This window comes from Synechocystis sp. LKSZ1, assembly GCF_040436315.1.
Classification (GTDB): Bacteria; Cyanobacteriota; Cyanobacteriia; order Cyanobacteriales; family Microcystaceae; genus Synechocystis.
In genome coordinates, this window is record NZ_AP031572.1 from 1,081,293 (window position 1) to 1,095,330 (window position 14,038).

Annotated in this window: 10 protein-coding genes and 1 pseudogene; 5 read left to right on the plus strand and 6 right to left on the minus strand. The window is 53.1% G+C overall.

Annotated elements, in window-relative coordinates:
- Nucleotides 1–2,517, plus strand: coding sequence for a phospholipid carrier-dependent glycosyltransferase (locus tag ABXS88_RS05185; protein WP_353674117.1), 2,517 nt, complete (start codon nucleotides 1–3; stop codon nucleotides 2,515–2,517).
- A 2-nt stretch (nucleotides 2,518–2,519) separates the two neighbouring features.
- Here ABXS88_RS05185 and ABXS88_RS05190 read toward each other — a convergent pair whose 3' ends face one another.
- Complete coding sequence (locus ABXS88_RS05190) at nucleotides 2,520–5,054, minus strand: EAL domain-containing protein (protein ID WP_353674118.1); 2,535 nt, start codon at nucleotides 5,052–5,054, stop codon at nucleotides 2,520–2,522.
- A 347-nt stretch (nucleotides 5,055–5,401) separates the two neighbouring features.
- Between ABXS88_RS05190 and ABXS88_RS05195 the strand changes: the two genes are divergently transcribed.
- Entirely contained in the window at nucleotides 5,402–5,698 is a 297-nt protein-coding gene (locus ABXS88_RS05195) for a DUF4090 family protein (protein WP_353674119.1), read from the plus strand.
- Between the two features lie 27 nt (nucleotides 5,699–5,725).
- Complete coding sequence (locus ABXS88_RS05200) at nucleotides 5,726–6,316, plus strand: alpha/beta fold hydrolase (protein ID WP_353674120.1); 591 nt, start codon at nucleotides 5,726–5,728, stop codon at nucleotides 6,314–6,316.
- A gap of 8 nt (nucleotides 6,317–6,324) precedes the next feature.
- Here ABXS88_RS05200 and ABXS88_RS05205 read toward each other — a convergent pair whose 3' ends face one another.
- Nucleotides 6,325–7,866 (minus strand): DNA polymerase III subunit gamma/tau, encoded by a 1,542-nt coding sequence (locus ABXS88_RS05205; RefSeq protein ID WP_353674782.1) that lies wholly within the window; start codon nucleotides 7,864–7,866, stop codon nucleotides 6,325–6,327.
- A pseudogene (locus ABXS88_RS05210) lies at nucleotides 7,855–9,471 on the minus strand (intein-containing DNA polymerase III subunit gamma/tau); the annotation flags it as partial. The pseudogene ABXS88_RS05210 and the gene ABXS88_RS05205, both read right to left, overlap by 12 nt.
- A 163-nt stretch (nucleotides 9,472–9,634) precedes the next feature.
- On the opposite strand from ABXS88_RS05210, the gene ABXS88_RS05215 reads away from it, so the two are divergent.
- Nucleotides 9,635–10,231 carry a GUN4 domain-containing protein gene (locus ABXS88_RS05215; protein WP_353674121.1) on the plus strand — a complete coding sequence of 199 codons (597 nt, stop codon included), beginning with the start codon at nucleotides 9,635–9,637 and terminating at the stop codon, nucleotides 10,229–10,231.
- Here ABXS88_RS05215 and ABXS88_RS05220 read toward each other — a convergent pair.
- Complete coding sequence (locus ABXS88_RS05220; protein WP_353674122.1) at nucleotides 10,228–10,956, minus strand: pentapeptide repeat-containing protein; 729 nt, start codon at nucleotides 10,954–10,956, stop codon at nucleotides 10,228–10,230. The genes ABXS88_RS05215 and ABXS88_RS05220 overlap by 4 nt on opposite strands.
- 152 nt (nucleotides 10,957–11,108) lie before the next feature.
- Here ABXS88_RS05220 and ABXS88_RS05225 point away from each other — a divergent pair, with 152 nt between their 5' ends.
- A complete protein-coding gene (locus ABXS88_RS05225) occupies nucleotides 11,109–12,104 on the plus strand; it encodes a saccharopine dehydrogenase-like oxidoreductase (RefSeq protein ID WP_353674123.1) in 996 nt (331 codons plus the stop codon).
- Here the strand turns inward: ABXS88_RS05225 and ABXS88_RS05230 are convergent.
- Both ABXS88_RS05230 and ABXS88_RS05235 read right to left on the minus strand, forming a co-directional pair.
- Nucleotides 12,101–13,720: a CocE/NonD family hydrolase gene (locus ABXS88_RS05230; RefSeq protein ID WP_353674124.1), complete on the minus strand. Its 1,620-nt coding sequence runs from the start codon at nucleotides 13,718–13,720 to the stop codon at nucleotides 12,101–12,103. The genes ABXS88_RS05225 and ABXS88_RS05230 overlap by 4 nt on opposite strands.
- The gene (locus ABXS88_RS05235; protein ID WP_353674125.1) at nucleotides 13,717–14,016 is read right to left on the minus strand and encodes a DUF3593 domain-containing protein; all 300 of its coding nucleotides are present in this window, start codon (nucleotides 14,014–14,016) and stop codon (nucleotides 13,717–13,719) included. Before ABXS88_RS05235 ends, ABXS88_RS05230 begins: the two co-directional genes overlap by 4 nt.
- Nucleotides 14,017–14,038 lie beyond the last annotated feature (22 nt).

Genomic DNA, 14,038 nt, shown 5'->3' on the forward strand with positions numbered 1-14,038 from the left:
TTGGCCTTGCCCTCCATGATCGAACGCAAGCTTTCGCCGGGCTGGATTCTCGGCGCGATTTGGCTGTTGAGTAACCTGAATGACCGTCTTTGGTTGGCCCTCGACCACTCCATACCCGCCTGGGACCAAAGCAATCACCTCAGCTATGCCCTGACCTATCTCCAGGCCCTGCAAAGCCCAGACTTTTTCAACGGTGATTGGTGGCGACAATTCTGGATGCTTTCCCCCAAGTATCCCCCCTTGACCTATCTGATGACGGTTCCCTTCCAGAGGATTTGGGGAACGGGCCAGGCGGCTCCTGTCTGGAACGGTGATGGTGTTGTCCTCTTAACGAATTGGCTATACAGCGGCTTGCTCATTGTGTCGGTGTACTTAATTGGCCAACAGTTGTTTAACCGCCGGATTGGCCTGTGGGCGGCGGCGATTACCGTCCTTTTGCCTCGCATTTATCAAACGCGGCTGTTGTACCTCCTCGACACGCCGTTGTTAACCTTTGCTGTAGCCAGCTTTGCCTGTTTGACCCTCTGGCAGGGCCAGAAAAGTCTGAGAAAACAATGGTTCTGGAGCCTGGCTTTTGGCCTCTGTCTAGGCCTCGGCCTCTTCACGAAACAAAGCATTTTATTTTATTTATTTTTTCCCATTTTGGGATTAAGTATTTATTATTTGTGGCACCGAGCCTGGCTCAGAATTCTGCAATTGGGGTGTGCTTTTTTGTTCTCGGCTCTGCTGTGGTTTCCCTGGTATCGCACTAATTGGATTTATCTCTTCAGTACGGCCCAAAATTCCAATGCCATCCCCGCTAGTTTGGAAGGAGATCCCCCCATTAACTCCTGGGCGGCCTGGGTCTATTACTGGAACGATTTACCCTTGGCAGTAACCTGGGTCTGGTTGATCGTGCCCCTAGTGGGCCTGTTGTTGCACCTGCTGGGCCGGTTTCCCCAGAAAACCAACGATTTATCCCTCAAACAAGTCTTACCCGGCCTGCTCTGGCTGGGTCTCTATGTGGGGGGTACCTACTTGGTTTGCTCGGCTCTCTACAACAAGGATAGTCGTTACATCCTGCCCTATTTACCCGGCCTAGCCCTGTTCCTGGCGGTTGGCCTGACGCGCTGGCGGGGCCGCTGGCGTTGGGTGCCTTGGGCCACCTTGGGAGTCGGCATCTTGGTGATGCAGACCAATCTCTTTGCCATTCCCGGCACAGAGGCCCTGAGTCGAACCCTCAATCCTGCCGTCTTTTTTCGGCCCCATTTGGCCCAGATCCCCCCCCAACCAAGCCTTTTGGTGGATATTGTCCATCAGGCCACCACGGCTAATCCCTACCAACGCATTAATCTAGGGGTGATTCCTAATACGGACAGTTTTAATCCCAACACCCTTAATTATTTTGGGGCCCTAGATTCTTTCCGACTCTTTGGACGGGAATTAGGAAGTCGCCCAGAGCAGATCCAACAGGATCAAGCCAATTTTGATTGGTTCTTAACCAAACAGGGGGATAACGGTTTTGCCCAAGCGGCCCAACTCGATGTGGCCCAGGCCCTGCCCCAAAATCCTTTTTTTAAAACCTTTCACCATTGGTCGAGTCCTGGTCGTGCGGATCTTACTCTAGATCTATATCAACGGGTTCATCCCTCTGTCGCCATTACTCCCCTAGCAGACCCTGTTCCGGCCCTGCGCCTAGAGCATCTAGAGATTTCCGCCGTTGCTCCCCCCGGCCAACCCCTGCCGGTAACCTACCAATGGGCCGGGGCCTGGCAAGACCTCAATCAAGGCCTGGTACTGATTACTTGGCAAAATATCACTGATCCTAGCCAAGCTTGGTTTGGCGATCATGCGGTGGGTCTGGGGCAACTACTTCCCCCCGAGCAACCGACCCAAGGCCTGCAAATTTTAGAGCATACTGCCATGCTTCCCCCGGCCACCTTACCGGCGGGTACCTATCGTCTGCGGGTGGAATACCTAGACCGTCGCACCGGCCAAGCGACCCCCATGGCGTTTCCGGCCACCACCGTCCGCCTAGACCCTGGGGCCAAGGCCCTGGCCGCTCCTCCCCTTGATTACGTCACTCAACTCCGTACCTTAGCTCCTGATTTAGCCAGGGGGATTCCGGGCCTCGACCCGATTTTTCAGCAAATTGACCGCCTGAACCTCTACGACCCGACTCAGGATTATTTAAAACAGGCGGATGCCAGTCTGAGCTATCGACTGAGTCAGAATCCCCCCGATCCCGTTGCCCTCACCTATGCTTTGGTTCTCTCCCGTGTCCTCCAGCAGAATCCCCCAACGGCCATTGCGGCCCTGCAATCCCTAGTGCAGTTAGATGGCCAGAATCCCTACGCTCACGCCTACCTGGCCTTTGTCTATCTCTACGATTGGCAAGGTCGTCCCGCAGAACAGGCCTTGGCCCCTGCCTTGGCCCTGGCTCCCAATAATCGAGAAATCAATCTCCTATTGGGTATTGCCAAATTAATGCAGGGTAATCTTTGGGGGGCCTGGCACACCCTTAAACCCTGGCTGTGACCCTAGGCCCGGAGTCGTTGCTGAAGAAAGAGAGTGACATCCTTGGCCTTGAGGGGAGGACTAAACCAATAGCCCTGGGCTTCCGGGCAATGGAGTTGTTGTAGGAGTTGTAACTGGGTTTCCCCTTCCAGGCCCTCCGCGATAACCCGACACTGAAAACCTTTGCCCAGGGCAACAATGGCCGCAATTAGGGCCTTTTCCTGGGGTAGGCCCCGCATATTGCGGATTAACTGTTGGTCTAGCTTGACGGTTTGCAAGTCGAACTGGGTAATAAAGCCCAGGCTAGAGGCCCCGGTGCCAAAATCATCCAGGGCAATGCGTACCCCTAGATTACGAAGATCCCGGAGGGTTTTCTTAGCGGAGGGGGGGTCATGGCGCAGAACGGCCTCGGTAATTTCAAGTTCTAACCAACGGGGGTCTAGGCCGGTTTGGTTCAGGATTTTGGCAACGACGGTGGCCAACTCTTGGCGGTAAAATTCTTGACGACAGAGGTTAACACTCACGGGCACCGGCGGCAGTCGATCCTTTTGCCAGGCCAGATTATGCTGACAGGCCTGACGCAAGACCCAATCGCTAATCTCAAAAATCAGGTTACTCTGGGCCGCCAGGGGAATAATTTTATTGGGAGCAATGTCGCCCACTTCCGGATGTTCCCAGCGCAGAAAGGCCTCCAGGCCGGTGACCGCTCCTGTCTGGAGGTCAAGCTGGGGTTGATAACGCAGGTGGAATTGCTTCTTAGCAATCGCTTGTTCTAAAAGTTGCTCTAGACGGATCTGGAAACGGGCCTCGGTGCTAAAGCGAGTATTATAAAACTGGTACTGATTATGTCCCTCTTGGCGGAGCTGGTGCAAGGCGATGTCCGCATGGTTGAACAGTTCCGGGACGGTGGTGCCATCGTCAGGATAGACGGCAATACCGATAGTACTACTAAGGAGGAAGTCTTGGCCGGCTACTGTTACCGGTTGACGAAAACGTTCCAGCAGCCGCTCGGCAAAGGTACTCAAGTCCTCGACCTGTTTAAGCTGGGGTAATAGAATACCAAAGGTAGCATCGCCCCAATAGCCCATAGTCTGTTCCCCGGCAAGGCCTTGTTGGAGGGCCTGGCCCACAGCTTTCAGCAATTCATCTCCTAGGCGATAACCATAACTCTGGCTCAGGCGGGCAAAGGCATTGAGGTGGATAAACAGAACCCCTAACGATTTTTCGGGGGACGGTTGGAGACGTTTTTCCAGTTGCTGTTCTAGGTAGAGACGATTGGGAAGGAGAGTCACCGGATCTGCTAGCCGCTGGTGTTGGAGTTGGTCTTCAATGGCCTGTTGCTCCCGCAGATCCCGCACAATGAAGCAGTAAACGAGATGGTCTCCCCAGGTTTGGCGATGGATTTTGGCCCCGACCCGGATAAAACTGCCATCCCGCCGTTGGTGTTGGGATTCTTCCAGCAGAATCATGTCTTGGCTTTGTAGGGGCCTGAGAATGGGATCCAATTGCTCAGGACTGGTTCCCATCAATTGATAAAGATTCAGATCCAGGATTTCTGTTTCGTTGTAACCCAGTAGATGCTGATAGGTGGGATTGGCCTCTAGAACTTGCTTGCTATGGGCATCCACGATGACAAAGCCATCAGTGGTTAACTGGCGGTAAAGATGATGACGTTGTTGCAGTTCCACATAGTTGTTTTCCAGGCGACGTTGGGCCGTAATTTCGCCACAATAACAGCGAATTAAATGTTTTTCGGGAAAGACATAAACTTGTTGACTAAAGGCCTGACCCCCGTAGTTCAGTTCCCGCTCCAGGGCCAGACCACTAATACCCGGAGTTAATTGAAACAGGCCCGCGAAAAAGGGATGATTTTCCTGTAGGGTCTGGAGATCCGGAAAGAAGCGATGGGTGGCGGGATTGGCATAGAGGAGATGCCCCTCCTGGGTAATTTCCACAATGGCCTGGGGACTGAGTTCTGCCAGGGTAAACAGGCGATTGTCCTGCTGGGTTGGTTGTTTCTGCTCTGCCAAAGCCTCTTCAATTTCTGAGGCAAACAGAATAGCTGTGGAAAAAACGGCCTCTTCGCTGAGGGGAACCTCGGGGTCAAAGTCTTCCCGGTCAAACTGTTCCGGGCGTTGGGCAAGGGGACTGGGGGAAAAGAGCGCCGGGGCCGGTGATAGGCTATCAGAGGGAGCGCCGCTGGATTCCGCATCAACTTCAACAATCTGGTAGTTGACCCGTGATTTACTGCCAAAGGTAATCTGGTCACCGTTTTTTAATTCGTGGGAGAGACAGTATTGGCCATTCACCATGACGCCGTTAGTACTGCGTTTTCCCTGGAGGTTGCCGTCGATAATGCGATAAGTATAGTGTTGGTTTTGGTAGTCGTTAATCCGCAGTAGGGTGGCGTGGTGACGGGAGACTTGACGGTCGTAGAGAATAATGGCGCTACTGGGATCTCGTCCAATATCGTAGGTATTTTCTTCCAGGGTAACGATACGACGAGACTTCTGGTCTTCAATTACCAAGATATGGCGGACGGTGGGCGTATTAGTCATTGGCAAGTAACCGTTAAGTATGGGCGCGCTTACTGTCGTGAAGGGTCTATACCAAACCATGCCCTCCCCTGTCCGTAAAGATAGCAGGTTCAGTTCCCCGGATTAGCTTAAAAATGAGGGCGGAGCACACAAGACAGGGTTAGGGAACAAAATCAAAGCGGGGCCAAGGGTTTTCGGCTATTTTGATTGTAGGTTACTCCTTCCCTTACTAAGTAATTGTATCCTGTCCAATTCTCGTCGTCGTTTCTCCCGACTGACGCCTGCCAATGACGGGAGATTCCGTAATGCTAGCTCCCTTAAACCCGCTAGAATGCTCCTAGTTGATTCACTTGAGGGAGATATAGTCTATGTCGGATACCACTACGACAAAAACCACCGGGGCCGATGCCATTGATGAAGCCATTGCCGCCGGCATTGACTTCGATGGTTCGCCGATTCCCGCCGCTAAATTGGAATTGTACCAGCGGGTTATGGCCCTGGAGGCCCAACGCCAACGGAGTGGCGTGAGTAATACTATGCGTTCCCGCATTGTGCGGATTGGTGCCAAGCATATTCCCCAAACTGAGCTCAACCAACAGTTGCTTGATGCGGGTTTTGCTCCCCTCAAAGATAAAGAAATTGCCTTTTTCTACGGTGGCAAATAGTCCAACTTTTCGTTCTTGATGCTCACCATGGCCCTGTCCCGCAATCCCGTTTTATTAGTACATGGCATCTATGATACGATGGCTAAGTTTAGGGCCATGGCCGTCTACCTCCAACAACGAGGTTGGGAAGTCCATCGCCTCAATTTAAGGCCCAATAATGGGACGGCGCCCCTCGATCAATTGGCTCATCAAGTTGCAGATTACGTCCAAGCAAACTTTTCCCACCAACAAAAAATCGATCTTCTGGGCTTTAGCATGGGAGGCCTGGTCACGCGCTATTACCTCCAACGTCTCCAGGGCCATCAACAAGTCCAACGCTACATTAGCATCTCGGCCCCTAATCAAGGCACCTGGTTGGGGTTTGGCCTCCCCCGGGCCGGTGTCTGGCAAATGCGGCCGGGCAGTCGATTTTTGCAAGACCTCAATCAGGATTCCCAACATAGCTTGGCTAATCTCGACGTTACCGTGTTGTGGACACCCTACGACCTGATGATCTTGCCGCCCGAAAGTTCCCGTCTCGGCCTAGGCCAGGAAATCCAGATTCCCGTTCCCATCCATAGTTGGATGGTGTCCGACTCCCGTGTGCTCCAGCACGTCGAGCAGGCCCTTGTTCGTTGATTATGACCCTAGAAAGGAATATCTTCATCATCGGTTGCGAGTGTCGGTGGCAGAGGGCGACCCGTAATCATAGGTTTATGCTCCTCGCTCGGAGGTGTCGGGTCTGAGTCTTCGGCCCGGATCCACTGGCCCTCAAAGTTTTTGGCTAACCGCTCCATGGCCTTATGAAGGTCTTGAGGCTGACTGACGGTTTCGGTCTCTGGAGAGGGGGACGAGGGAGGATTGACCGTTGGGGGGACAGGGGCTGGGGTAGAAACAGACGGCTTGGGAGTGGGCAGGGCCTGGACTTTAGGAGGGGGCGGTGGCGAGGGCACGGGAACCAGCTGGGGGGACTCTGGCTTCGCCACGGGTTGGGAAGGATTGACCGCCGGGGCCATTGCCATTTGGAGAATAAATTTAACCTGGAGTGGTCGTTGGCAAATCCGCCGCAGGGCCACTTCAACATCCGCTTGGTGCTGTTGGGCCATTCTCAAGAGCGGGTCGCTCCGCATACCGATCTGGGCCAGGGAGGTATCTAAGTGGACAAGACTGCCGTGTACCTTTAGGAGGGCCTGGGCCGCTGGGGACAAATAGGGCAAACAGTCTTGCCAAACTTGAGCCAGATCCGTGGTTGCTGGGGAAGGTAGTGGGGTTGGGGTTGAGGGCGATGGGACGGCGGCCACCGACTCCTCCGGGGAAGCGGGTTCTGGAATCACTGGAGGCGATGGTGGTGGACTCACTGGCATTGGCGAGGGGGCAACGGCAGAGGCGGTTGATACGGCAGGGGCATTGCCAACTGCGGAGGGAAGCAGGCCCAAAAGCGTTACCTCTAGCCAAAGCTGGGGTTGGGTGGTGTTGCGGAGTTGGACTTCGGCTTCTCGCAGGCATTGTTGGCCCTGAAGAATGGTGTTAATTGGCCAAGACTGGGCAAGCTGAACCAAGGCTTGCCAGGTCGAGGCCGTCACTGCTACGAGGTCTGTGCGCTGGGGGGCCGTGCGGGCAATCAGCAGGTTCAGGTAAAAGCTAGCTAGGTTTTGCAGGACGACCAAGGGTTCCCGGCCCCGGTTCAGGATCTGACGACCGATATCCAAAAGCTGTTCAGGATTATCAGCGGCAATGGCCTGGAGCAGTTTCAAGAGGTCTTGCTCTGGCACCGTTCCCACTAAATCCCAGACCTGTTCCGGGGTTACCGGGCCCGGCAGTAAACTAAGTTGGTCGAGGAGACTTTCTGCATCCCGCAGGCCCCCATTGGCCAACTGGGCCACCAGGGTCAGAGCTTCGGGTTTCAAGGCAATGGCCTCTGCCTGGGCAATATGGGTGAGGTGGGCCACCATAGACGCAAGGGGAATACGGCGATAGTCGAAGCGTTGACAGCGGGAAATAATTGTGGGTAGAACTCGCTGGGGATCGGTTGTGGCTAATACAAAGACTACTCGTTCTGGAGGTTCTTCTAGGGTCTTGAGTAGGGCATTGAACGCAGCCGCACTTAACATATGGCAGTTATGAACTAGAAGACCATTGGCAACAAAATTGTGATTATCTTCTACTTCAAGGTCATAAACAGCTTCAATGCCAGCGAGGGTTACAGACTCGACCGTTACCAAATTTGTAGTCCATGGTAGGGATTGAGTATTGTTTAAAATCGTTAAGGAATTTTCGGGTGCTTTTTGCTTTAAGGGATAAGTAGTAGTAAATTTTTTTAGTGTTAGACTTTTTATATTTTCTGACTTCAGCCAGGTATCCGTGGGAGGTAAGCCAATCGGCCAAAAGCTGATTTTCTGATTCGGAGTATCCTTCAGTATGAAATTGAATATGAGGACTTCCTTGAGGACTAAGGATAAGAGAACCATCATCCAAATACCACCAGGCGATTCCTTCACTGGTAACTTTTTCCAACCAGTTAGAAGAAATAGCTTTAGCCTGATGGTTAGGTCTAACGGTTTCAAAGATATCACATAGCTGGGGATGACAGATGGAGTGACATACGATGGAATAATTTCCGTATCCTTGATTGACTCGACGATTAATTTGGATTTGAAGTTCGGGTAGTTGCTTTGCTTTATATTCTGCCCATTCTCGCTGAGATTCACCGTGAGTCCATCCCAGACGGGGGAAGCGACTGTAGGGATTTGGTTTGGTAATGTGGGCATCCCCGAGCAGAGTTCCATAGATAAGTCCCAATTTTTCGGAGGATAGAGCTTCCAATGTTCCCAGGAGTTTTTGGGTTCGGAGATCCCATATTCCATGGCCTTTTTGGTAAGGATGCTTTTGCCAATAGGATTGGATCCCCTGAAGACCAAAGCCTTTTTTTTGCATGAATTCTGGGACTGCCAATTTCTGACCACAGCCGCAGGCACAGAATGGCCGGAGAGGTTCTGCTTGGACCAAAATGGAGGCAAGATCGTAATCTTTTTGTCCGAATTTATTCCCTTTGAATTGGTGTCCTCGTACAAAGCGGCGGCGGCGATGATCTGTTCCGTATTTTTTGATAAGGGTTCCGCATCCACACTCACAGGGGATAAGATCTTCATCCCGGCTGTTAGATTTTCTGCTGATATCCATCCTTTTTCTGTCCTAATAAGATGATTTGGTGTACATTGAATTGTCCCTTGTTTGGTGTGTATTAACAGTGTTTTTTTCTGCCCTCGCTCGAGCCAGCGAGTCACTTTTTTGTACTCCCATGAATTTGTTGTTTCGTTATAACTTAAGACTTTTTTGCCCAATAAATCAGGATTGTCAATACGCATTAAACCCCGCGATGTCTGGACGAGGCTACTACCAACTAAACATTCATCAATAACATAAATCTTATAGCGACACTGTACTGGTGCAAACTGGGCCCGTTCAATGATCTCCCGGATGTTATCTACGCCGGTGTTGCTGGCCGCATCAATTTCAATCACATCCAGCGCCGATCCCTTGATAATGGCCTGGCAAATTGCGCACTGGCCACAGGGACTGGGGGTGGGGTTTTCCCCGGCAATACAATTCAGGGATTTAGCTAAAATGCGAGCCGAAGAGGTTTTGCCCGTTCCCCGCGGCCCCGTAAAGAGGTAGGCGGGGGCGATGCGTTCCTGCACAATGGCATTGCTTAGCGTTGTGGCAATGGCTTCCTGCCCCACGAGGTCAGCGAAGGTCTGGGGGCGATATTTGTGGTGCATTGGTTCGTAACCCATCGCAGTAACTCCATCAGATACAGGGACAATGGACAATCCGAATACTTGGCCCCCGATCAAGTCTAGCTCAGGGGTGGAAAGATGCTGTCACCACCGGTCAGACCATCGGCCGAGCAACCTTTGCGCGTAAGATAGGGGAAAATTTGCAGGTTTATCTCCCCCCATGTCTGATTTACCAACGCCAGTCACTGACCCCACCGAAGCCCTGAGTCATCAATTGACTACTTTAATGGAACAGGTCACGGCCCTCAGCCAGCGCGTTACCCATCTAGAAAACAAACTTTTGCTAATTCCTGATATTGATCGTTACGGCAAACTGCAAGACCTACTCAAACAGGGACAATTGAAGGAAGCCGACCTGGAAACTACCCAGATTATTCTGGACACGGCGGCCATGGGCCGAGATGAACTCAGTCCCGAAATTATCGCCAAGTTTCCTTGTACTACTCTGACCGTGATTGACCGGCTCTGGCGTACCTATAGCGAAGAACGGTTTGGCTTCAGTATCCAGCTGGAAATCTATCAACAGGGCGGAGGCAGTATCGATACCCTGCGGACTCAAGACCGTAAGGTGATGGGGAAGTTTGCCCAGACCGTTGGCTGGCTGGTGGAAGGGGAACTGCAATTTCCCAACTACGATAACTGGGACTTTTCGCTCCAGGCCCCTAGGGGCTGCTTTCCCGCGATTTGGTGGCGATCTCCCTACGGCCTCAAGATGGTGACGTTCTTCTTTTCGCGTTTAATGGAATGCAATATCTAGGGCTGGAAGTTGGACGGTAGCAGGGCCTCCCTGAGATCGGCCTGGGCCAACAAGGTTCCCGTGAGGTCGGCCCCCCGTAGATCGGCGCCGGTGAGAATGGCGCCAGTGAAATCGGCATAACTGAGATCGGCATTCTGGAGATTGGCCCCGCTTAAGTCTGTGGGCCAAGTGGGCGGATTACCAGTCTGAAACGTTGCTCGACAGAGTTTGCTTCCCGCTAAATTAGCCTGTACTAGACAGGCCTGACCCAGGTTAGCGTAGCTCAAATCGGCCCCTTGCAAGTTCGCCTGGGCCAGATTGGTTCGTTGTTCCCCCGTGGGCCGCAGATCCGCGTCAATTAACAGGGCCTGTTCAAGATTGGCGCCCTGGAGATGGGCACCGCTCAAGGTGGCTTTGCAGAGATAGGCCTGACTCAAATTCGCCCCCTGCAGAAGCGCACCACTGAGATCGGCGTCGCGCAAACAGGCCAACATTAAGTTTGCCCCTCGTAAATCCGTTCCCCACAATAACGCCTCACTCAAATTGGCCCCCAATAACTGGGCCTGGTGCAGATCACTTTTGCCGAGACGAGCCTGGCGAAAATCAGCCTGCGTGAGATTAATGCCGGGTAAGACGACTTGAATGAGGTCACAACCCCGGAGATTCAGACCGGGAAAATCTCGCTCACCGAGGAGGTACCGACGCAAAAAATCTTCGACGAGGGGATGGGAGGAAACTGGAGACACGGTCACTCAGGATGAAGGGCTTTGTTGATCCTAGCAGAGGACTGGGAAGACCTTCACCAGCGGTGTTGACTGGGGAACTTTTTCGCAGGGCCAGTCCCAAAGCGTTGATAATAGAAAAGATTGAGAAGCACTACAGAAGGGAATCGATAGGTATGACGGTTAGTCAATCCCCCATCAACGTTGGTATTTTGGGTTTTGGTGGCCTGGGTCAAGCCGCCGCAAGAATTTTGGCCCCTAAACAGGAAATGACCTGGGTCGCCGCCGCAGACCACCAGGGTTTTCTCTACGACCCCCAGGGCCTCGACCCTAATCAAGCCATTGCCACCTACCACCAGCACGGCTCCGTGGGCCACGTTACCGGCCAAGGCCACCTCAGTGACACCAGCATTACTGACCTCGTTCAAAAAGCGCAGGTAGATGGTTATTTTTTGGCCCTGCCCAACCTACCCAATACCTTTATGGCAGATGTGGCTCGGGACTTTATCCGTTCCGGCTGGCGGGGGGTTCTCGTCGATGCCCTGAAACGAACCAGTGCCGTCGAACAACTCCTGGCCCTGCAATCGGAATTAGCGGAAGCGGGCATTACCTATCTGACGGGCTGTGGGGCAACCCCCGGACTGTTAACTGCCGCCGCCGCCCTCGCGGCCCAAAGTTACAGTGAAATTCATCAGGTCAAAATCACCTTTGGGGTCGGCATTGCTAACTGGGAGGCCTATCGAGCCACGATTCGGGAAGATATTGCCCACATGCCTGGCTTTGATGTGGAAAAGGCCAGGGCCATTAGTGATGAAGAGGTAGCCGCACTTTTAGATAAAACCAACGGCATTCTGTCCCTGGAAAATATGGAACATGCCGACGATATTATGCTGGAATTAGCCGGCATTTGTCATCGTGACCAAGTAACCGTTGGGGGCGTGGTGGATACCCGTAACCCCAAAAAGCCCTTGAGTACTAACGTGCAAATTACCGGACGCACCTTCGAGGGCAAAATTTCGACCCATACCTTCACCCTCGGGGATGAAACGAGCATGGCGGCCAACGTCTGTGGCCCGGCCTTCGGCTATCTCAAGGCTGGCCAACAACTCCACCGTCGCGGCATTTATGGCCTGTTCACCGCCGCCGAAATCATGCCGCTATTTGTCCGCTAATCTCCAGGGCCAATTGGCAAACGGCAGTAGCTGTTCCCCAGGGCCAGGGTGAGGGTCATTACCTGCTGGTCGATCAATTCTGCCTCGGCAGAGGACTTGCCCGTACCGGGATTAACGTCGTAGGCGGGAAAACTGGCCCCACCTATACTCAGGCGTAAGCAATGGCCGGAGGGAATGCAAGCGGCCAGGGCCTGGAGAGAAAAATGAACCCGTTGCTGGGGAATACGCTCAAAGCGTCCGTAACCTTGACTTAGGTTATAGACGCTGCCATCAGGTCGCACTTCCGCTAAAACTACGCTGAGGTCAAAGCTGGGGGTATCGCTAGTAACCTCAAGACAAACTTCGGGAATGCCGAGTAAAGCCAAAGGCTCACTGAGGGGGGCCGAAGTATAGGTCAAAACATCTGCCCGAGCATCCAAGGCTGAACGCTCCGCCTGGCCTGACGGAAAACCAGCATGGCCAGCCACAGAAGGCACGGGCCGCCAAGGGTCATGGACTAAAGTATCCACATTGGGTTGGAGCGGTGGCTCAGGGCCAAACTGGCCGGCGGTTTCCTGGATACTGGCCAACCCCGTACTGTTTAAATACCAATTTTCTCCCGTTGAAGTCGGAAAATCAGCTCGGGTTAGCCAGCGGTGACGGCCTAGTTCAAATACTTGAACCGGCGGTTCAGCCAAAAGGCCATTGTCCTGGCCCTTGAGGATGGCGTTAAACCAGGCAATTTGCAGTTCATCAATCTTGCTCACCGCCTGGGGGCCATAATCAATTCCCCCACTTTTTCGCCCCCAGGGGAGATGGCCCCAGGGGCCAATCACCAATCTTTGCGGTGAGGTTCTCTGACTCATGGCCTGGAAACAGGCCAGATTGCCCCGCAGATGGGGGTCAAACCAACCACCAATGTGGAGCATGGGCAAGTCAACGGATTCACAGAGAAATTCGGGTGATAGATTCCGCCAATAATCGTGGTCAGCTGGATAGCGTAGCCAATCGTGGTAAAAAGAGTCTGACGCTAAGCGATGAAACCATTCTGGGTTGGCCGGGCGGGCATCGGTAAAACTCAGTTGCCGCGACCGTTGATACAGTTCCTGAAAGGCAAAGACATCTCCCCGACGTTGGGCCGAAGCCGCCGCTAATTGTACGGCCCAGCCCAGGTTCATCTGTAAACAAAAGGCCCTATTTTCTGTAGCCCAGTCGCGGTAGAGATCCCAGGCGATCATGGCGGGACAGAGGGCCTTGAGGTTCGGCGCGAGACTGGCACTGGCGTAGAGTTGCGTCATGCCTTGGTAGGAAAAACCGTACATCCCCACTTCCCCGGTACTACCCGGTAGATTTGCCAGCCAGGCCAAGGTATCTTCCCCATCCTCAACTTCGTGGGCAAAAAGGCGAAAGTTCCCCTCAGAGGTTCCCCGGCCCCGGACGTCTTGAATCACCACAATATAGCCCTGGGAAGCATACCAGCGGGGATGGGCATAGACCACCGTGGAGGCAATTTTGCGGCCGTAGGGTTGGCGCATCAACAGGATCGGTAGTTTTTCGTCGCTGTCGGGCCGGTAAATATCAGCATCGAGCTTCACGCCATCACGGGTCAACAACGACAAGGTCTCTAACCGAATCATGGTTTTTTCTGGGAGTGATGCTCCGCAATGGCCTGATTAAAACCGAGAACAATCAAAATATTGGTCAGGGTCAGCAACGACTCGGCGCTACCATGGAGCCAGTCCACATTGGCCAGGGCCTCCCCGTACTGTACCTTGGCATAAATGCCCGCAGGAATGGTCACGGCCACAAAAACCAACAAAAAGTAAAAGCCGATCAGGGCCAAGCGGGGCGTCTGGCCAGAGCGATGGATAAACCACAAAAATCCCAAGTAGGGAAATAGAGAAAGGGCAAATAATGTATCTTTGGAAGGCATTAATTTTGGCGGCAATCGTTCA